Source organism: Rhizohabitans arisaemae (assembly GCF_025996515.1).
GTDB lineage: Bacteria > Actinomycetota > Actinomycetes > Streptosporangiales > Streptosporangiaceae > Rhizohabitans > Rhizohabitans arisaemae.
In genome coordinates, this window is sequence record NZ_BLRH01000021.1 from 281,798 (window position 1) to 301,736 (window position 19,939).

Genomic DNA, 19,939 nt, shown 5'->3' on the forward strand with positions numbered 1-19,939 from the left:
TTCGATTCCCTGAATCGACGGTTCGCCGCCCCCGACAATCAGCGCAAGATCTATATAGTGACCGATTGTGCGTATGTCGCCGTTTGAGCCATTGCGTGAGTTCGACCCGCAGGTTGTCGGGGGCTATCGGCTGCGGGCTCGGCTGGGTGCGGGTGGGATGGGGCAGGTGTTCCTGTCCTTCACGCCGGGCGGGCGGGCCGTCGCGGTCAAGGTGCTGCGGCAGGAGTTCGCCGACGACCCCGAGTTCCGGGCCAGGTTCGCCCAGGAGGTGCGGTCGGCTCAGCAGGTGAACGGGGTGCACATCGCCCAATTGCTGGACGCCGGGACCGGGGACGACCAGCCGTGGATGGCCACCGCCTATGTCCCGGGGCCGTCGCTGGGTGAGGCGGTGCGGCTGGCCGGCCCGCTGCCCGTCCCTCAGGTGCAGGCGCTCACCGTTGTGATCGCCCGGGCTCTGCAGGCGATCCACGAGGCGGGGATCATCCACCGGGATCTCAAGCCGGGCAACGTGGTGCTCTGCTCCGACGTGGCTCGGGTGATCGACTTCGGGGTGGCCCGCGCCGCCGACGCCACGGCGCTCACGGTGAGCGGGATGCGCGTCGGCACCCCGCAGTACACCGCCCCCGAGCAGATCCAGGGCCGTTCCGCCACCCCCGCGGCCGACGTGTTCGCCCTCGGCGCTGTGGCCTACTACGCGGCGACCGGGAAGCACGCCTTCGGGGAGGGCCCGGAGTTCTCCGTCGTCCACCGGGTCGTTTACGAGGAGCCGTCGCTGGAGGGCTGCCCGCCCTCGCTCCTTGCGCTCGTCCGGTCCTGCCTGAGCAAGGATCCCGAGGCGCGGCCCGCCCTGCAGGACGTGATCGACGTCGGCGGGTCCGCGGAGAACAGCGGATTTCCCCCTCCGGTTGTCAGGCTCATCGAGGAACGGCAGGAGGCCGTCGACTCCCTGTCCGCCACGACGGCACCGTCCGAGCGGGCTCCGGCGGCACAAACCGGGGCGCGTCCGGAACCTCGGCGGGAGCCCGGGAACTCCGGCCCAGCACGCCGCGCCGGATGGCTTCCGGTGGTGGTGACCGCCGTCGTGGTATCCCTGATCACGGCGTTGACCGTCACTCAGCTCGGCGGAGGCGACCCCGAGAGGGACCCGCAGGCGGTACAGACCGGGCAAACGGTGTCGACCACCTCCGCCCCGACCACGGCACCGCCGCCTTCGACGACACCGCCGGTGAACGGAGAGCCATCCGTTCCGCCCACCCCCACGCCGTCCCCGTCGCCGGGTGACGTGACGCAATGGACGGGGCGGGTGAAATTCGACTTCGACGGCATCGACCTCGATTCGGTCCCGCCGAGCCGGCAAGAGGAATCGTTCGGAGCCTTCGACATCGAGGTCGCCCTGGCCTGTGGCGGCAGTTGCGCGCTGTCCGATGAAACCGGGAGGCAAGGTCTCGCGCGCTGGCCGACCTTGGAACCTCCGACGCGGGCCAAGTGTGCCGAACTCGTCTCGACCCAAGGAGACAGCCAGCTCGGGGGGATCAAGCGGGGCGATCTCCTCTGCCTGCGGACGTCCATGAACCGGATCGCGCTGGTCGCGATCAACTCCTTCGTCGACGAAAACGTCGACGCCACGGTCATAGTCTGGGCGGCTACCGACGAGAGCGGGTGACCTCGCCGAACCGTTCGATCGCCTGGGTCAGGGGATGCGTCGGTCCCAAAGTCTGACGGGCCTGCTCGACGAGCCGGACCCAGCGGATGGCCGCCTCCGCCTCACGGCCCAGGGCATGTCCGGCGCGTACCCGGCCGAACTCCGCGGTGAGGTACTCCGGTGTCCGCTCGGCTTGCCGCTCGCGCGCGGCGCCGAAGGCCGCATACGCCTCCGCGGTACGGCCGGAGGTCAGCAACCGTTCCGCGGCGTCGATCCCGCTTGCCGGCGGTGGCGGCGGCGGGGCGACGGTCGGCGGACCGGGGATCTCAGGACGCTCCCGATCGCCCGGCTGGACGATCTCCCCCAGTTCCCGCAACACCTCGGCGGCGGTCGGACGCTCGTCCACGGATTTGGCGAGCATGGCGTGGACCAGCGCCGAAAGCCGCCGCGGGACCTCCGGCCGGAAGGTCTCCACCGGCTCGGGCGGTCTGCCGAGGATGCGCACCAGGTAGTCCGCCCCGTCCTGGAACGGCGGTCCGCCGGTGAGCAGGGCGTACAGCACCGCCCCGAAGGAGTAGACGTCCGAGGGCGGGCCGGCCTCCTCGCCTTGGAACTGTTCGGGTGACATGTACACCGGTGTGCCGATGACCGCGCCGACCCTGGTGTACCGCTCCAGGTTCGAGCCTGGCGCGATCGCGATCCCGAAGTCGCAGATCTTCACCGTCCCGTCCTGGTTGAGGAGGAGGTTGGACGGTTTGAGGTCGCGGTGCACGATCGGGATCGGCAGGCCGTGCAGAAAGGTCAGCCCGGCGGCCACCTGAGCGCCGTAGGTGATGACCTCGGCGACCCCGAGGAAACCGTGCTGGGAGAGCAGGTCGCCCAGGTCGGGTCCGCGGAGGAACTCCATGACCACGAAGAGGGTGCCCCCGTGGTCGCCGCGGTCGTACACGGTCACGATGTTCGGGTGCTGCGTCATGGCGAGCACCCGGATCTCGCGGTTGAGGCGGGCCGTCGCGGCGCCGTCCATCGCGGCGATGTCCGGGGGCACCAGTTTGACGGCGACGTCGCGTTCGAGGATGTGATCCCGGCCGCGGAACACCATTCCCATCCCGCCTTGGCCGATCAGCTCGTCGAGGCGGAACCGGCCTGCCAGCACCACGCCGACGTCAATCCCGGCCATCGAACACCCTGGTCTGCTCCGACGCCTGGCGGCGCAGGACGTTCGTCGGGACATGCGGATCGTCCGGCTCGTCGATGACGTACTCCCGTCCGCTGACCACCAGTTCCACCCGGTCGTTCAGGATGACGCTCTCGTGGGTGCGCAGCCGGCGGGTGCCGCCCGGCGGCAGCCGGAAGGGCGGGCCGGTGGGCGGGCGGATCATGGTGCCGTTGCTGCTGGTGTCGGTCACGGTGAGGCTCCGGCCGTCCCAGCGCAGGATGACGTGACGCCTGCTGATGCTCTCGTTCCCCTTGGTCGGCAGGGCGATCCCCGGTGGCTCCGGCGCGCGCCCGACCCGCACCTGGTGACCGGCGTCGATCACGAAGCGCCGGTACACGGCGTCGCCGACCCTGATCTTCACCTGCACCCGGCGGAGCTGGTGCCCGAGGTCGTCGAGGGGGCGGCGATGGGTGGGGCAGCTTACGGTCCCCGATCGGTTGTCGGGCAGCGCCCGGCCACCCGCCCGGGCCGGGCCGAACAGCGGGCAGTCGTCCTCGGGGCAGCGCCATCGCCGGCTGAGCAGATCCCGCCGCGGTCCGCGGGCGTCCCTGCGGTCGTACATGCCCCACTGCAGGAGCAGGCTCTCCTCCTCCTTCTTCGACATCTGGGACTCCGACGGCGTCGGCATGATCCGCGGCACCACGGTGACCGTCCCGCCGCGTCCGGCCACATGGCGGAGGAACCGGTCGCGGTTTCCGGACAGCCAGGGGTAGACGCGATGGTAGTCCGCGAAGGAGTCCCTGCTGACGATCTTCATGTCGGTGCCGTCGGCGATCTCCAGCAACCGGTCGTCGGCCTTCTCCAATACCTCGATCAGGCCCTGCCGGTACCAGCGGTGCAGGACGGCGCGCTCCCGGTCGGCGAGGAGGTGGGTGTTGCGGAGCAGCGACTCGTCGGCGACCCCGTAGACCATGACCGATTCGTCGTTCGAGAAGACGGCAAGCCCGTCCACGAGCTTGGTGAACCTGCTCAGCTCCGCCGCACGTGTCCCGCCGAGGTCCCGCTCCCGGATCACGTTCGACATGTCCACGGCGAAGTCGGCCAGCTCGTCGGTCCAGAGGTGCTCCTCAACCCCCATAACGCAGGAAGTTAGCAGGATCTAGTACAGCGTCAACCGCGCGTGCGGCGAAATCCTCGCTCAGGGGCAGACCGCGGAAGACGGCCCGGATCCAGACGGCGCCGGCGAGGAGGTCCACGAGCAGCATGGGGTCGGCGGCCGGGGTCGGTTCGCCGCGTTCGGCGGCCCTTGCGAAGATCGATTGTTCCGGGCGAAACGGTCTGCGAAGAAGCCCCGGATGCTGCCGGCCGGCTCCGGGCCGCCCACGGCCGCCCTGCGGGTGGAGCGGACCTCGGAGATCACGGAGGCGGGGCTCCCCCGCTGGACTGGCGGACGATGAGCTCGGGCTGGAAGACGATCTGCTTGTGCCTGTGCTCGGGTTCCCGGGCGGAGTGGGCGAGCAGGAGCTGCCCGGCCCGGTAGCCGAGCTCGTAGGTGGGCTGACGGACCGAGGTGAGCGGGACGATCCAGTCGGCCGCGAACTCGATGTCGTCGTACCCGACCAGCGCGATGTCCTCGGGGACCCGGATGCCGCGCCGGGTGAGCCCCCGGTAGACGCCGAAGGCGAGCATGTCGTTGGCGCAGAACACGGCGGTGGGGCGGGCGCCTTCGTCCAGGAGCCGTTCGATCGCCGCGGCACCGGCCTTGATGTTCATCCCCTCGTTGTGGCTGACGGTCAGCGCGTCGGCGGGGGAGAGCCCGTGCCGCTGGAGGGCTTGGCGGGCGCCCTTGAGCCGGTCGGCGTGCTGGCGGATGCTGGGCGGACCGCTCACAAAGGCGATCATGCGGTGGCCGAGGCCGGCCAGGTGGTCCAGGGCGAGGTCGCCGCCGGTGACGTCGTCCACGGAGACCGAGCATTCGCCCGGGCCGCCCTTACGGTCCAGGTAGACCAGCGGAATGCCGTGCGCGGTGAGGATCTGGTGGGCCCGCCGGGTGCCGCGGGCCGGGGTGAGCAGCACGCCGCGCACCCGGTGCCCGGCGAGGAGCCGCAGGTGGTGCTCCTCCTGGACGGTGGAGTCGTCGGAGTTGCACAGGATGACGACGTGCTCGGCTTCCCGGGCCGCGGCCTCCACACCGCGGGCGGCTTCGGTGAAGAACGGGTTGGACGCGTCCAGCACGACGAGCCCGATGACCCTGCTGCCGGCCCCGCCGAGCTGCCGGGCCTGCTGGTTGGCGACGAAGCCGAGTTCGGCGATGGCGGCGTGCACCCGGGCCCGGGTCTTGGGGGAGACGATCTCGGGCCGGTTCAGGGTGTTGGAGACGGTGCCCAGGGAGACCCCGGCGCGCTGCGCCACCTCTTGGATACTCACCACGGAACCGCTTCACCTCCACGTGACACACCACTGGTCGCCGTCAATCCCCGGGAGTCCACCGCGGACAGGAACGCCGCCGTCGCGTTCTCCGGCAGGTGCGCGGACACGGTCCGGTCGTCACGGTGAGCGGGCACGACCTGCCAGTCACGACTTTCCCGGCCTGTCGTGTGATGCAGCGCACAGGACTCTATCGTGATCTCTCCCCGCAGCCGGGCGGAAATCACACCCTGGTGAATCAGTGCTCCGTCAAGTGCCGGAAGGGACGGTCGGCCGCGCAGGACCGCGTCGAGGAAGGCGGGCGTCTCCGCGATACCCCAGCCCGCCGGGTGGCTGTGCTCCAGGCCGGGGACGATCCGGATGTCCGGCGCAGACGGCAGGAGGTCCAGCGTGGACGCGAACGCCTCCAACGGGAAGCACGGGTCCTCGGTCCCGGTGACCCAGAGGGTCGGTACGGCGATGCGGCCCGCATGCCGGGTCAGATCCAGCTCGCGCTCCCAGACGGCGGCGTCGCCGGGGGGCATGGCGCGCAGCCGGGGTACCCAGTGGCCGTGCTCACGCAGCAGGCCCGCCGCGTAGACGACGGCCGCGCAGCGCACCCGTGGGTCGGCCGAGGCGTGCAGCGCGGCCAGGTAGCCACCCCAGGAGATCCCGGCGACGCCGATCCTGCCGGGATCCACGCCGTCCAGGCCGGTCAGCAGGGTGACGGCGTCGACGCAGGCCCGGACGGCGCGGGGCAGCCAGGTGCCCGCCACCCCGCCCGCGACCGCGTCGAAGATGTTCTCGTCGGTGAGCCGGACCCCGAACGCGCCGCCGCCTCCGGCCTGTGGCTCACCGCTCAGGTCGAGCGCGAGGGCGGCATACCCGCGATCGGCCCACGTCCGGGCCCATTCCGGGAACGACCGGCCGCCGCCCCCGTGCAGCAGCAGGACCGCGGGCAGCGGCCCGTCACCCGTCCCGGTTGTTTCCGGCGTGGCGAGCAGAGCCGGTACGGTGCCCGGCCCGCTGGTGTAGGACAGCACCTGCAGGCCGGGCTCCTCCCCGTGCCAGGTGAGGAGGGGCGCTTCGTACGGCGGCCGGGGCACCCAGTCAGGGATCACCTGTCGGCTCAGGCCTGCGCCGGCAGGCGGCGGGGCTTGCTGTGGGGTGGGCGGTGGCATACGGGGTCCTGCTCTACGGGTTCAGGTGGAGGGAGGATCGAGTCGTACCAGCGGGCCGGAGGCAGGCGGCGGCCGCCTCGGACGAGCACGGAGAGTGGCCGGCCTGCACCCGTACGGAATCCCGCTTACGGCTCCGGACCTGGGCGCGGGTCGGGGCGCAAAGGGGCCACGCCGGATGACGGGCTCTTTCATCCCTCCTCCGTTGTACGGGTGACCGGGGGTCATGGCCGGGCTGCATCCGGATGGAATCCTGCTCGCGAATCGTGCCGTTCGACGGTCGGATGCGGGATCGGCGAGAGGCAGGGCTGCGCCCTGTACCGGCCGCCAAGACGATCACGAGGCCACCTGGGTGCGCTTGGTCAGGTGCAGGAAGCGGGTGCGGGCCTCCTCCAGGCCGGGGTGCGACCCCGGCTCGTAGGTGATGGGCTCGTCGGATCGGGCGACGAGCTCGCGGATCTCGGCGAGGGTACCCGGCCCGGACCGGCCGCGCGCCTGGATCACCAGGTTGCCGAGTGCCGTCGCCTCGGCGGGGCCGGCGACGACCGGGAGGCCGGTGGCGTCGGCGGTGAGCCGGCAGAGCAGCTCGTTGCGGGAACCGCCGCCGACCAGGTGCACGACGCCGACGGGACGCCCGGAGAGCTCCACGGCCTGCCGCAGGGTGTCGGCGAAGGCGAGCGCGAGACTGTCCACGATGCAGCGCACCAAGCCCGGTTCGTCGCGTGGGACCGGCTGACTGGTCGCGGCGCAGTGGTCGCGGATCCGGCGCGGCATGTCGCCGGGCGGCCCGAACGCCGGGTCGAACGGGTCGACGACGCTGCGGAACCCGGGTTTCCCGGCCGCCGCGTCGAGGAGTCCGGGCAGGTCGGCGGCCGACCGGCCCCACGTGCGCAAGGACTCGGAGAGCAGCCACATCCCGGGGACGTTCTTCAGGAATCGGATGGTCCGGTCCACCCCGGGCTCGTTGGTGAACCCGGCGAGGCGGCTCTCCTCGGTGAGCACCGGCGCGGGGAGTTCCAGCCCGACCAGCGCCCAGGTGCCGCAGGAGATGTAGGCGAAGTCGGGCCGCCGCGCCGGGACCGCGACCACCGCCGAGGCCGTGTCGTGCGAGGCCACCGCCCGTACCCGCAGGTCAGGACTGAGGCCGCGGTCCCGGTGCAGGTACGGCAGCAGCGGCCCGATCGGCTCGCCGGGGTCGTGCGGCTCGGGCAGGAGCCCGGCGGGCGGCCGCAGCCCGTCGGGGAGGTCGCCGGCCCAGCCGCCGTGCGGGGCCAGCAGCTGGGAGGTACCGGCCAGGGTGCGTTCGGCGCCTTCCCTGCCGGTGAGCAGGTAGCCGACGAGATCGGCGATGAGCAGGAGCCGGCGGGCCCGGTCCAGCCCGCCGGTACGCCGTTCGGCGCGGAGCTGGACCAGGGTGTTGATCTCCAGGGTGGCGACGCCGGTGGCCCGGTAGAGCGCGGCGGCGTCCAGGTCGGCGGTGAGCCCGGCGGTACGCCGGTCCCGGTAGTGGTAGGGCAGGCCGAGGAGCCGGCCGTCCTCGCCGACCAGGCCGTAGTCGACGCCCCAGGAGTCGACGCCGACGCTCGCGGTGCCGTCGGGGAGGGCGGCCAGCCCGTCCAGGATCTGCTCGTACAGCCAGGGCAGGTTCCAGTGCAGGCCGTCGGGCCAGGCCAGCGGGGGGTTGGTGAAGCGGTGCACCGTCGTGGTCCGGATACCGGTCGCGTCGATCTCACCGTGGATCACCCGCCCCCCGCTTGCGCCGAGGTCGACGGCGGCGTAGGCCTCGCGCACTACTTGGCCCAGCTCTCGTCGGCGTAGGCCGGGTGGTTGCGCAGGTCCTCGGCGACCCGCTCGTCGTACAGCTTCTGCAGGGACTTGGTCTGCTCCGCCAGGGACTTGGTGCCGAGCAGGTAGCCGCCGAAGGCGTTGCTGTTGGTCGTGGTGGAGGGCATCTGCAGGATGCCGTAGCTGATCCGCATCGGCTTGGCCCAGTCGCCCTCGAAGAAGCCCTTGACGGTTGGGCTGAGCGGGATGTCCTTGACCGCGGGGATGCCGCCGGAGGCCTCCAGCCACGGCTGGATGTGCTTGGGCGCGCTGACGAACTGGAGGAACTTGATCGCGTACTCGAGGTTCTTGCCGGAGGTCTTGGCCGGGATCATGTAGCTGGTGCCGCCGAGGCCGGTGCCGAAGCGGTTCGGCTCCCCGCTGGCCACCGGGGTCGACTCCTTGGTGATGGTCGGGAACGGCATGCTGCCGACGGTGAAACCGGTGTCGCCGAGCACCGAGTAGCCGAAGTTCACCCCCCAGGCCATGGCCGCCTTGCCGGAGGCGAACTCCCGCAGGCCGACGACCGAGCCGGAGGTGCCGGCGATGCCCGACCAGTCCTTGGCGACACAGTTGTCGAAGAGCTGCTTCATCAGCTTCAGCGACTCCTGCACCTCGGGCAGGGAGGCGTTGAACGCGCCGGTGGCCAGGGCCCGGGTGAGGCTTTTGGCGGCCAGCGGGTCGGCCTTGCCCGGCTTGCCCGCGGCGTCGTACACGTTCCAGGCGTCGGCGTGGTTGGCGACCAGCCCGGCCGAGATGGACGCGGTGGCCCAGCCGAGGCCGAGCGCCGAGTTGTCCATGGCCATCGGGGTGTATCCGGCGGCCTTGAGTTTGCCGCAGGCGTCCATCAGCTCGGCGAAGGTCTTGGGGGCGCCCGCCACGCCCGCCTTGGTGAAGGCGTCCTGGTTGAAGAAGAGGGCGACGCCGACGAGGTTGAAGGGGATGAAGTCGATGTCACCCTTGTCGTTGGCGACCTTGTCGCGGTTGAAGTACTCGGGCAGGAACGCGTCCAGCCACTTGGTGTTGCCCTCGATGTAGGGGTTCGGCTTGTTCAGCGCGTCGGTGAGCGGGTGGACCATGTGCGGGTCCCGGGTCACGGCGGCCATCACCAGATCGGGGGCGCTGCCTGCGGCGAGCTGGGTGGAGATGGTCTGGTAGAAGCTGTCCAGCGGCAGCACGGTGGTCTCCAGCTTGACGCACGGCTCGGCCTGCTGGAACCGGTTGACCAGGTCCTCCCAGGCGGGTCCGAAGCTGCTGCCGGAGTCGGTCCACTGGTTGGGCCCGGCGAGCCGGATCGTGGTGACCTCCCCGGGGCAGCCGGGGCCGGCGCTGCCGCCGGCGGACTGCTGCGGCGCGGTGCTCGTGGTGGAGCAGGCGGCGGTGAGCAGCAGCGCTCCCGCGGCGAGCCCGGTGGTGAGGCGTCGGGCGATGGCGGAGTGGGGGGACATCGGGGATTCTCCTTGGGGTGGTGCCTACGGTCAGCGGTCGACGGACAGGCCGCCGCGCATCCCGGCGAGGAACTGCTTGGACAGGAAGGTGAAGAGGAGGAGCATCGGCAGGCTGGCGATGAAGAAGCCGGCGAACTGGGCTCCCCAGTCGGTGGAGGTCTGGCCTTTGAAGAACTGCAGGCCGACCGGGATGGTCCGCAGGGAGTTGTCGCTGATGATGAGCGACGGCCAGAAATACTCGTTCCAGACGTTGATCACGCTGATCAGCGCGACGGTGCCGATGGCGGGCCGGATGACCGGCAGGACGATGGAGAAGTACATCCGGATTCCGCCGGCCCCGTCGAGCATGGCCGCCTCGTACATCTCCCGGGGGATCTGCTTGATGTAGTTGTGCAGGACGATCACGGCGAAGACCACGCCGGCCACGGTCATCGGGATGATCAGGCCGATCACCGAGTCGAGGAGCCCGAGGTCCCGCATGAGGACGAAGAGCGGGATGATGCTCGCGATGGAGGGGACCATCATCAGGGCGCTGATCAGGCCGAGGATCACCTTGTGCCCGGGGGGCCGGTGCCGGGCCAGGACGGTGGCGGCGACGCTGCCGAGCAGGATGGTCGCGGCGATGGTGCCGGCCGCGACGATCAGGGTGACCGTCATGTAGGGCTGGATCTGCTCCCAGGCCCGCGCGTAGTTGTCCAGGTGCAGGGGGAACGCGGGCAGCCAGTAGTTCTCGTAGAACTGCTCGGTGGACTTGAACGAGGTGATGACCATGAACAGGTAGGGGAAGAGCCCGAGGAACGCGATCACGGTCAGGGCGATCGAGATCAGCAGGTCGTTGCGGCGGGTCCTAGACACGGTTCCTCCGGCGCTGGGTGGCGAGCACGAACAGGCCGAACACGAGGGTCACCGCGAACAGGGTGGTGGACAGGGTCGCCGCGTACCCCCAGTCCCGCCCGGAGAAGGCGGCGGCCAGCATACGCAGGATGGGGAACTGGGTGGCGTTGTCCGGTCCGCCGCCGGTGAGGACGAAGGCCGCCATGCCGTACTGGAGGGTGGAGATGACGGCGAGGAAGAGCAGCAGGGTGAACTGGCTCGCCATCAGCGGGATGTCGATGGAGAAGATCCGGCGGATCCGCCCGGCTCCGTCCAGCGCCGCCGCCTCGAAGATCTCCTGAGGGATGTTCTGCAGCGCGGTGAGGAAGATCAGGAAGGGGAGCCCGGCCACCCAGGGGAAGCCGATGACCAGGAGCGAGAGCAGGGCGAGGCCCGGGTCGCCCAGCCAGTTCTGCCGGAGTCCGTCCAGACCGATCCCCGACAGCAGGCTGTTGAGCACCCCGTCCTGCGGGTGGTACATGAACGACCAGATCAGCAGCGTGACGATCTGCGGGAAGGCGATCGGCAGGATAAGCACGGTCCTGAAGACGAACTGCGCCCGGCGGCGGGAGAGGGAGATGACGAGCTGGGCCGCGATGAACGGGACGATCCAGGTGAAGATTCCGAACACGAAGACGTAGCCGAGGTTGGCGACCGAGGACCACCAGAGCTCGTCGGTGAGCATGCGCTCGTAGTTCGCCAGGCCGGTGAAGGTGGAGGTGAAGCCGGGGCGCCAGGTGAAGAACGAGTGGATGATCCCGTTGATCGCGGGTTCGTAGGCGAACAGGCCGATGAGGGCGACGGTCGGCAGGAGAGCCAGGTAGGCGGCCCAGTAGCGGTGTCTTCGCCGAGGCGGCTCCGCGGCGGCGGGCGGTGTCTCGCTCCGGTCGGCTGCTCTGGGGAGCACGTCTTGCCGCACGGCGCTCACCTCCTCTGATTCGGGTGGTTGGGGTGGGGGTGCCACATTCTGGGTCGTCATTCTTCGCAGGGGTCAACAAATTGGCCGATGGTGGACACCTTCTCGGCGGGTCGCCGGGTCATGTCCAAACCTGGACATCTCTAGATCGGGACTGTTGATGTCCGGCGATGCCTGCTCTAACGTGTGGTCGCAGATTGAAGCGTTTCAAAAATGACCTGGAGGGGGCGAGATGTCAACTGCTCAGGTTGCCGGGATACACCGTCCGGTCCATTCGCCAGTGGGGCGGAGATCCCGGCGCGCATCCTCTGACCTGCGGATCGCGCCCCCGCCGATCTCGCGGGAGGACATCAGGCTGCTCGGCATCCTGGCTACCGGCCTGCCGATCCCGATGGTCGCCCGGCACCTGTCGGTCAGCGACCGCACGGTCCGGCGCAGGATCCGGTCCATCTGCGACGAGCTGGAGGTCACCACCGCGATCGAGGCCGTCGTCTGGGCCGCCCGGCGTCGGCTGATCTAGAAACACCCGGTTCCGCTACGGGGTGCGGGACCTGTCGAATGAGGATGAACATGCTGAAAGTCCCCCGGCTCGCCGCGGTGTTCGCCACGCTGTGCGTGGCCGCGCTGCTGCCGCTGATCACCACACCCCCCGCCGCCGCCGAGCCCCCCGAATGTCCCACCGGGATCAGCAAGGTCGCCGTCGGGAAGAGAAAAATCGAGTTCTCCGGGACCGCCACCTCCGGATGTACGGTCGTCCCCGGCCGCAAGGTCGAGATCTACGCGAAGGGGTCGGACACCCCGCTCACCACGGTGACCCCCGGTGCCGACGGCGCATTCCGCGCTTCGGTCAAGCGATACTCCGGAAAGGCCGACCGGCTCAACGCGACCTTCACCGCCGTCGGAGTGGACGGCGCAGCCCGTACCGCGCTCGGCGGACCGCGGCACGTCGACACCTGGAAGGCCCGGGCCGCCAACTCCGCGCCGCGGCCGACGCCGACCACCCAGAAGGGGTTGTCGGTCAGCATGACCAGCGACGCCGAAGAGCTCGGAATCGGGCACGCGGCGATCTCCGTCGGGGTGAACTACCTGATACGGCAGGGTCCCGGCGACCCGGCGGACACCATCGAGTTCCAGTCGGGCGGCCGCACCTTCTACTTCGACAAGTCCTACGCCGAGTGGCTGGACCACTCGATCAAGCCGCTCTCCGACAACGACACCCTCGTCTACCTGGTGCTGGTGATCGTCTACGACGACAAGCCCAACTCCGGCTTCCCCGTCCTGGTCCACCCGGACGCGCCCACCGGGCCGCCGCCGTCCTTCATGACCTACGCCTTCAACACCGTCACCCCGGACGGCATCGCGCACTACACGGCGCTGATGGAGTTCATCGCCCAGCGCTACTCGCGGGACGACGAGAAGTACGGCAAGGCGATCGACTACATCGTCGGCAACGAGATCAACTCGGCCGGGGTCTGGCAGCGGATGGGCGACAAGACCCTCCCGCAGTTCCTGGACAACTACGTGCCCGCGCTGCGCATCGGCCACAACGCCGCACGTAAGTACCACAGCGACGGCCGGGTCTACATCTCGCTCGACCACTTCTGGAACTCCGCGGCCCTGCCCTCGGAGCCGCTCAAGTTCTACAAGGGCAAGGAGGTGCTGGACGGGCTCGCGGCGAAGATCAAGGCCGAAGGGGACTTCCCCTGGCACGTCGCCCACCACCCCTACCCCTCCGACATGATGGACCCGCGGACCTGGAACGACCCGGTCACCGAGGACCCGAGCACCTCGAAGATCACCTTCAAGAACATCGCCACACTGTCGCGTTACCTGGAGCGGCCCGAGCTGCGCCACAACGGCGAGCCCCGGCGGATCATCCTCTCCGAGCAGGGCTGCCAGAGCCCGACCAACGGCGCGGCCGACCAGGAGCTGCAGGCCGCCTGCTTCGCCTACTCCTACTACAAGATCCGCGCCGCGGGCGGGATCGACGCCTACATCTGGGACCCGCAGGTGGACAACCGGGAGGCGGCCGGGCTGCGGATCGGCCTGTACACCTGGGACGACAAGCGGCAGGACTTCGCGGCACCGCCCGGTGAGAAGAAGCGGATCTACAACCTCTTCCGCGACATCGACACCGCGGACTCCCTGGCGCTGACCGAGTTCGCCAAGCCGATCATCGGGATCGGCGACTGGACCGAGGCGATCCCGAACTTCACCCCCGCGATGATCGACCGCAGGCGGACCGCGACCCAGGTTCCCGCCTACGACTACGCGGCACTCGGCGGATCCCAGCAGATCTCCGGCTTCGAGAGCGGCGTGAACGGCTGGCGCACCTCCGACCACACCCATGCGATCGAGTCGGTCGCCGACCCGCAGGCACCCCAGGGCACCAAGGTCCTGCGCACCCACTTCACCGACAAAGAGATCGTCTTCAGCAACGGCACCAACTCCAAGGCCTGGCGCGGCGTCGACCTCCCGCTCACCACACCGCTGAACGCCACCGCCAAGCCGAACCTGGCGGTCAAGCTCCGCGTCCCCGGCACCGGGACGTTCTCCCCGGTCAACAAGTTCTCCGCCCAGATCCGGGCGTACGGCGCCGACGGCACCGTCGCCTACGGCACGGCCGCGATCAAGGCCGGCACCGACTGGAACTCGGTCGGGATCGATCTGTCCGGCTGGGCCGGCCGCAGCCAGATCAACCGGATCAAGGTGTGGGTCAAGGGCAGCAGCGGCGACGACTGGAAGGGCACCTTCGACCTGGACGCGGTGACCCTGGCGGCCACCGCCGACGCCACGGGTCGTCCCGCCAACCTCGACCTGCGCGCCCGCGCCGACGACCGCAAGGGTGCCGGGAGCACGGTCCGCGTGGACGTGGTCAACAACGGCGGTCCCGCGCTCGCCGCCGATTTGGCCGTACAGGACTGCGACGGCGTCACCCTCAACGGACCCGTGGCAGTCACCGGGCTGGTCGGTTCGGGTGGACGCAAGACCGTGACCGGCACCTTCGCCTCCTACACCCCCGCCGATCCCGACCACCCCAAGCTGTGCCTCACGCTCGGCGGTCACGTCTACACGGTCACCGTCGAGGTGCCGCCGCCCCCGCCGACCCTGCTGTACGACTTCGAGAACGGCACCCAGGGCTGGAAGGCCGGGGAGAACGTCAACACGGTGGCCCGGGTCTCCTCGTTCCCCAACGGGCCGCAGCGTCCGCACGGCGGTGAGGGCGCACTGGACGCGGTGCTCACCGACGGCGACGCCTCCAGGCCCAAGACCGTGTCGGTACGGCCTGCGGGCCCGCTCCGGCTCGGCGGGGTCTCCGAGGTGTACGCCTGGGTCAACGCCTACGGCGGCATCCCCGACGCCACCGGGTACGAGGCGAAGCTCACGCTGCGCAGCGGATCGGAGTCGATCTCCACGGTGCTGCCGACCTTCGTGCCGGACAAGTGGAACCGGCTGGCGATCGACGTCTCGGCCTGGCCGCACCGGAACAACGTCACCGGCATCGACGTGACCTACCGGGCGCTCGGCACCACCTTCAACTGGGTGGGCGGCCCGCACCTGCAGGTCGACGACGTCGGCGTGGTCGGAAACTACGACCAGACCGCCACCTGGCGTGCCGCCTGGGGTGCCTCCATCGGCGGCCACTTCGGCGGGGACAGCCCGGCCGACACCACCTACCGGCAGTCCCTGCGGCTCAGCACCGGCGGAGACGCGGTCCGGGTGCGCCTGGTCAACCCGTTCTCCTCCGCCCCGCTCGTCTTCGACCACGCCACCGTCGGCGTCCGGGAGTCCGGCGCGGCGGTACGGGGCACCCCGACCCCGCTCACCGTGGACGGCAAGGCGAAGATCACAGTGCCGCCCGGCGAGATCGTCTACACCGACCCGGTCACCCTGGCCGTCGGGGCCGGCGACAACCTGCTGGTCAGCACGCACGCGCTGAGCTCGCTCCCGCTGCTCAGCCATGACTGGGCGAACAAGACCCAGTACCGGACTGCCGCGGGAGCCGGTGACCGCACCGGCGACCAGGGCGGTACGTCGTTCACCGCCACCGGGACCAGCACCTACTGGATCGACGCCGTGGACGTGCTCGGCAGCCAGGTGCCCGGCACGGTGGTGGTGCTCGGCGACTCCATCACCGACGGCGCCGGCGCCACCCGGGACGGCGACGACCGCTGGACCGACGTGCTCAGCGGCCGGCTGAACGCCCTGCCCGCCGCCGACCCGCGCCGCCGTGCCGTGGTCAACGCGGGGATCGGCGGGAACACCCTCAACTCCATCGGCAACCCGCAGGTCGGGGTGAACGGGCTGACCCGGCTCGACCGGGACGTGCTCAAGCAGACCGGGGTCACCGACGTCGTCGTCTTCATGGGCACCAACGACATCTACACCGGCTCCACGTCAAGCCAGGTGATCTCGGCGCTGACCACGGCCGCCGAGCGGATCCACGCCGCGGACCTGCGGGCGATCGTGGCCACGGCCATCCCCCGGGGCAACGGCACCGGCTGGACCGCGGCCCATGAAACCCAGCGGCAGGCCCTCAACGCCTGGATCAGGTCCAACCGGGTCTTCGACGCGGTCATCGACTTCGACCCGCTGGTGGCCGACCCGGCCGACCCAACCAAGATCCGCGCGGCCTACGACGCCGACGGCACCCACCCCAACGCCGCCGGATACGGGGTGATGGGCAACGGGGTGAACCTGGACGTCTTCACCGCGCCCCGGAGGCAGCCGGTCGTGGTCACCGGTTTCGAGGACGGCGCACCGGGCTGGACCGCCGGGACGAACGTGGCGGGTGTCTCCACCGTCTCGTCCTTCCCGAACGGGCCGCATGTGCCGTACCGGGGGCAGTTCGCCCTGCAGGCGGTGATGACGGACGGCGACGCCTCCCGGCCCAAGTCGGTCGTCTACACCCCGCAGACCCCGATCGACATGTCCGGCGCCGCGGAGGTCTCGGTTTGGTTCGACGGCTACGGCGGCATCCCCGACGCCACCGGTTACGAGGTCGAACTCACCGTCTGGAGTGACCAGGACAAGGTCTCCGGCACGATCCGCGGCACACTGCACGATCAGTGGAGCAAGGTCGCCACCGACATCTCCCAGTGGTCGGGCCGCAACCGGGTAACCAAGATCGAGGTCACCTACCGGATCCTCGGCACCACCTGGAACTGGTGCTGCGGCGCCCTCTTCCAGCTCGACGAACTCCAATACTCCTAACCGAACAAAACGGGGCCGGGTCGCACATCGTGTGCGGCCCGGCTTCGCCGTTGCACGGAAACGGCTTGGGCGGGCTTGACCTCGAGTTAAGTAGAGGTGCCATTGTGGTCCACATGACTACGACAGGTTTTGACGAGCAGACCCGTGAGACCGAGATCGAGGCCATCAAGAAGGTGGTCGCGGAGGTCCGGCACTACCAGCAGAACGAGCTTCCCGACGACTTCGCCGCGCTCTTCAGGGAGGATGCGATCTGGACGACGGGCCACGGCAAGCGGCTCTTCGGGCGGGATGAGATCGCGGCTTTCACCCACAAGGTGCTGCCCGGTGCGATGAAGGATTTGACGGCCAACTACGAGGTCGTCCATGTGCTGTTCATCCGGCCCGACGTGGCCGCGGTGAAGGTGCGCCAGTGGTACACGCGGGACGGCCTGCCGATCGAAGGCGAGCAGGAGGGCACCCCGATGTACGTCATGGCCAAGGAAGACGGGCGGTGGACCCTGGTCGCCTGCCAGAACACCACGGTCCTCGACTCCTGACGGCGCGGGCGCCCCTACGATCGGTGACATCGGAAAAGGATCAGACCTCCTGGTGACTGCGACCAGGGGGTCTTTCCTGCCGTCACGCCTGGTACAAGGCGATGTGGGCGCCGCCAAGGCACACACGAGACCTGTGGGGCGCTCTCCCTTCGCCGGCATTGTCCGGATCAGGTGGCTAGGGGTCACCGTTCACCTTGCGGTGCTCCGGCCTCTCAGCCCTACGGCCGCTCCCCCGTCGGACGCTGCTCCTTCAGAGGTTCGGCTTGGGCTCCCTCGCTCGTCCCACAGGCCTGTCACCAGTATATCGCGTGCGTTGAGCAGGGCCGCTAAGACGCCGTTCAGCAGGCACGCTGGTCGATGAGGGCGGCCAAGCCGTCCAGGATGCGCTGTAGGCCGAATTCCCACGCCTGGTTCTGTCCGCCGGATCGGGCGGTGGAGATGAGGGCCGAGGTGAGCGCGGGGAAGCGATCGCCGTGTTCCCGCATCAGGTCGCCGAGGACGGCGCCCAGCTCGGTCTCGGGGTCGCCCGTGGGGCCTGCCGCACGGGCCTGCTGGGTGATTTCGCGTACGTGACCAACCAGCAGGACGGCCGCGTCCATGCGTTCGGCGCCGCTCAGCCCTGTGCCGTCCAGCGTGGAAACGGCGTACTCCAACCAAGACAGCTCCCCGGGTCCCATGATCCGGGGCCCGACGGTGGCGTCCAGCATCCACGGGTGCCGTTGAAATCCGGCGAGCAGCTGCCGACCCCACTCCTCCAAATGCTCCCGCCAGCCGTTGCGCGGCTTCCCGGCCGCCCGGTACGGGCCGATGGCGGCGTCCACCATCAGCGCGACCAGCTCGGCCTTGCCCGGCACGTACCGGTACAAGGCCATCTTGGTGACGCCGAGTCGTGCGGCGACCCGCTGCATGGACAAGGCGGCCAAGCCGTCGGAGTCGGCGATCTCGATGCCCGCCCGCGCGATGCGGTCCAGGTCGAGCGTCGGCCGAGGGCCCCGTGCCGGTCTGGGGTGCGGGCCCCACAGCAGCCGCGCCATCTCGGCGTGCGTGCCACCCATGTCTGCCGCCCCCAGCCCTGGCCTTGCCGAACCCACATAACTGCGTCTACAGTACACGGTAATTATTAGTGTCCATTGGACACAGTTTCTTGTCTGGGGGAGTCCGTGAACAGGAAAGTCCTCATCTCCGGCGCAAGCGTCGCCGGGCCGGCGCTGGCCTACTGGCTGGGGCGCCACGGCTTCAAGCCGACCGTCGTCGAACTGGCCCCGGCCCTGCGCGAGGGCGGCCAGGCCGTCGACTTCCGCGGGGAGACACATCTGACCGTGCTCGAACGCATGGGCCTGCTCCCCGAACTGCACCGCATCCAGACCGGGGGCAGCCCGATGCACTTCGTCGACGAAGGCGGCAGGACCTTGCTGCACCTCCCGGCCGAGTTCGCCGGCGGCGGGCTGGAGGTGCTCCGCGGAGACCTGGCCCGGGTGCTGTACGAGCACAGCCTCCCCTACGCGGAGTACGTCTTCGGCGACTCGATCACCCACCTCGCCGAGACCTCCTCAGGCGTGCGAGTCGATTTCCGCAGCGGCGCCTCGGATGAATTCGACCTGGTGATCGGCGCGGACGGGCTGCATTCCAACGTCCGCCGCCTCGCCTTCGGTCCGGAGAAGGACTACGTCAAGCACCTCGGCTACTACGCGGCCACCTGGCGGCTGCCCAACTACCTGGGACTCGTCAAGGGCTCGGTCTGCCACAACGCGCCGGGACGGCTCGCCTCCGTGGGCGCCGACCATCGGGACGCGGCGCGAGCGGGCGCGTTCTTCGTCTTCGCGGCGCCGGAGCTGCCGTACGACCGCCACAACCCCGAACAGGCGAAGCGCCTGATCGTCGACGCCTTCTCCGGGCTCGGCTGGGAGGTGCCGCGGCTGCTCGACTCGCTCCACCCGGCCTCCGACCTCTACTTCGACTCGATCAGCCGGGCGGATGTGGACGCCTGGTCCACCGGACGGGTGTGCCTCGTCGGGGACGCCGCGTGCGGAGCCACCATCGGCGGCATGGGCACGGGGACCGCGATGGTCGCCGCCTACGTCCTGGCGAGCGAACTCGCCCGGGACCCAGGAGCCCCCCGGACGGCGTTCATCCGGTATGAGAGCAGGCTCCGCGACTACGCCAAGAGCTGCCAGGCGGGCGGCGACCGCACCGGGAGGTTCCTGGCACCCAAGACCGCCATGGGCGCACGTCTCCGCAACACCCTGCTGTCCCGCCCCTCCCTCCTGAACTGGATGCTCAAGCAGGGCGAGAAGATCACCAGCGCCATCGACCTGCCCGACCACCCCGTGCCCCGTCCACACCCGTAGGCGACCGCCACGGTCCTCGTCCTGGTCCCCCGGGGAGGTGGACCAGGTTGGCTGCCGGTCAGCCGGTGAAGGACCAAGCGCCGAAGCGGCCCCAGACAATGAACGCCGCAAGCGCCAGACAGATCAGGTTCAGCATCGCGAACCGGAACTCACCGCGGCGGGCGTGGGTGGTCATCGCGCCGATCATCAGCAAGACCCAGCAGAGGGCGGTCATCGGCACGGGAACCGGTGCGACATCGACCACGGCGGGCAGGATCAAGCCCACCGCGGCCAGGATTTCCAGGACGCCGATGGCCTTGACGGCTGCCGAGCATCTGGTAGGCGATGGCGAAGGCCCGTGGCCGCAGTTCGCCGTACAGCTCTGAGGTGCACATATCCCGTCAGCTCAATCCGTC

At 69.8% G+C, this 19,939-nt stretch carries 15 protein-coding genes and 1 pseudogene; 5 read left to right on the forward strand and 11 right to left on the reverse strand.

Annotated elements, in window-relative coordinates; all coding sequences use genetic code 11:
• Positions 1–73 precede the first annotated feature (73 nt).
• A complete protein-coding gene (locus RUR_RS09680; RefSeq protein WP_283134610.1) occupies positions 74–1,663 on the forward strand; it encodes a serine/threonine-protein kinase in 1,590 nt (529 codons plus the stop codon).
• On the opposite strand, the gene RUR_RS09685 is transcribed toward RUR_RS09680, so the two are convergent.
• From RUR_RS09685 to RUR_RS09725, 9 genes and pseudogenes are all read right to left on the reverse strand, one after another.
• A complete protein-coding gene (locus tag RUR_RS09685) occupies positions 1,644–2,822 on the reverse strand; it encodes a serine/threonine-protein kinase (RefSeq protein WP_283134611.1) in 1,179 nt (392 codons plus the stop codon). The two genes, RUR_RS09680 and RUR_RS09685, sit on opposite strands and share 20 nt — an antisense overlap.
• On the reverse strand, positions 2,809–3,939 hold the full coding sequence (locus RUR_RS09690) for an FHA domain-containing protein (protein WP_283134612.1): 1,131 nt from the start codon (positions 3,937–3,939) through the stop codon (positions 2,809–2,811). Before RUR_RS09690 ends, RUR_RS09685 begins: the two co-directional genes overlap by 14 nt.
• A pseudogene (locus RUR_RS09695) lies at positions 3,929–4,138 on the reverse strand (TetR-like C-terminal domain-containing protein); the annotation flags it as partial. The pseudogene RUR_RS09695 and the gene RUR_RS09690, both read right to left, overlap by 11 nt.
• A 79-nt stretch (positions 4,139–4,217) precedes the next feature.
• A complete protein-coding gene (locus tag RUR_RS09700; protein WP_283134613.1) occupies positions 4,218–5,231 on the reverse strand; it encodes a LacI family DNA-binding transcriptional regulator in 1,014 nt (337 codons plus the stop codon).
• Positions 5,225–6,328: an alpha/beta hydrolase family protein gene (locus RUR_RS09705; protein WP_283134614.1), complete on the reverse strand. Its 1,104-nt coding sequence runs from the start codon at positions 6,326–6,328 to the stop codon at positions 5,225–5,227. The genes RUR_RS09700 and RUR_RS09705 overlap by 7 nt, the downstream gene beginning before the upstream one ends.
• A 393-nt stretch (positions 6,329–6,721) precedes the next feature.
• A complete protein-coding gene (locus RUR_RS09710) occupies positions 6,722–8,176 on the reverse strand; it encodes a rhamnulokinase (RefSeq protein WP_283134615.1) in 1,455 nt (484 codons plus the stop codon).
• A complete protein-coding gene (locus RUR_RS09715; protein ID WP_283134616.1) occupies positions 8,176–9,657 on the reverse strand; it encodes an ABC transporter substrate-binding protein in 1,482 nt (493 codons plus the stop codon). The genes RUR_RS09710 and RUR_RS09715 overlap by 1 nt, the downstream gene beginning before the upstream one ends.
• Positions 9,658–9,687: 30 nt before the next feature.
• A complete protein-coding gene (locus tag RUR_RS09720) occupies positions 9,688–10,512 on the reverse strand; it encodes a carbohydrate ABC transporter permease (protein ID WP_283134617.1) in 825 nt (274 codons plus the stop codon).
• A complete protein-coding gene (locus RUR_RS09725; RefSeq protein ID WP_283134618.1) occupies positions 10,505–11,449 on the reverse strand; it encodes a carbohydrate ABC transporter permease in 945 nt (314 codons plus the stop codon). The genes RUR_RS09720 and RUR_RS09725 overlap by 8 nt, the downstream gene beginning before the upstream one ends.
• A gap of 277 nt (positions 11,450–11,726) precedes the next feature.
• Between RUR_RS09725 and RUR_RS09730 the strand changes: the two genes are divergently transcribed.
• The 3 genes from RUR_RS09730 (at position 11,727) to RUR_RS09740 (ending at position 17,196) form a co-directional block, all read left to right on the forward strand.
• Positions 11,727–11,966 carry a helix-turn-helix domain-containing protein gene (locus tag RUR_RS09730; protein WP_283134619.1) on the forward strand — a complete coding sequence of 80 codons (240 nt, stop codon included), beginning with the start codon at positions 11,727–11,729 and terminating at the stop codon, positions 11,964–11,966.
• A 50-nt stretch (positions 11,967–12,016) separates the two neighbouring features.
• The gene (locus RUR_RS09735; RefSeq protein ID WP_283134620.1) at positions 12,017–16,660 is read left to right on the forward strand and encodes a DUF5722 domain-containing protein; all 4,644 of its coding nucleotides are present in this window, start codon (positions 12,017–12,019) and stop codon (positions 16,658–16,660) included.
• Between the two features lie 113 nt (positions 16,661–16,773).
• A complete protein-coding gene (locus RUR_RS09740; RefSeq protein WP_283134621.1) occupies positions 16,774–17,196 on the forward strand; it encodes an SgcJ/EcaC family oxidoreductase in 423 nt (140 codons plus the stop codon).
• 338 nt (positions 17,197–17,534) lie between these two features.
• Here RUR_RS09740 and RUR_RS09745 read toward each other — a convergent pair whose 3' ends face one another.
• Positions 17,535–18,251 carry a TetR/AcrR family transcriptional regulator gene (locus tag RUR_RS09745; RefSeq protein ID WP_283134622.1) on the reverse strand — a complete coding sequence of 239 codons (717 nt, stop codon included), beginning with the start codon at positions 18,249–18,251 and terminating at the stop codon, positions 17,535–17,537.
• 105 nt (positions 18,252–18,356) lie between these two features.
• Here RUR_RS09745 and RUR_RS09750 point away from each other — a divergent pair, with 105 nt between their 5' ends.
• Entirely contained in the window at positions 18,357–19,544 is a 1,188-nt protein-coding gene (locus RUR_RS09750) for an FAD-dependent monooxygenase (protein ID WP_283134623.1), read from the forward strand.
• A 58-nt stretch (positions 19,545–19,602) separates the two neighbouring features.
• Here the strand turns inward: RUR_RS09750 and RUR_RS09755 are convergent, their stop codons facing one another.
• Positions 19,603–19,920, reverse strand: coding sequence for a DoxX family protein (locus RUR_RS09755; RefSeq protein WP_283134738.1), 318 nt, complete (start codon positions 19,918–19,920; stop codon positions 19,603–19,605).
• Positions 19,921–19,939: the final 19 nt, after the last annotated feature.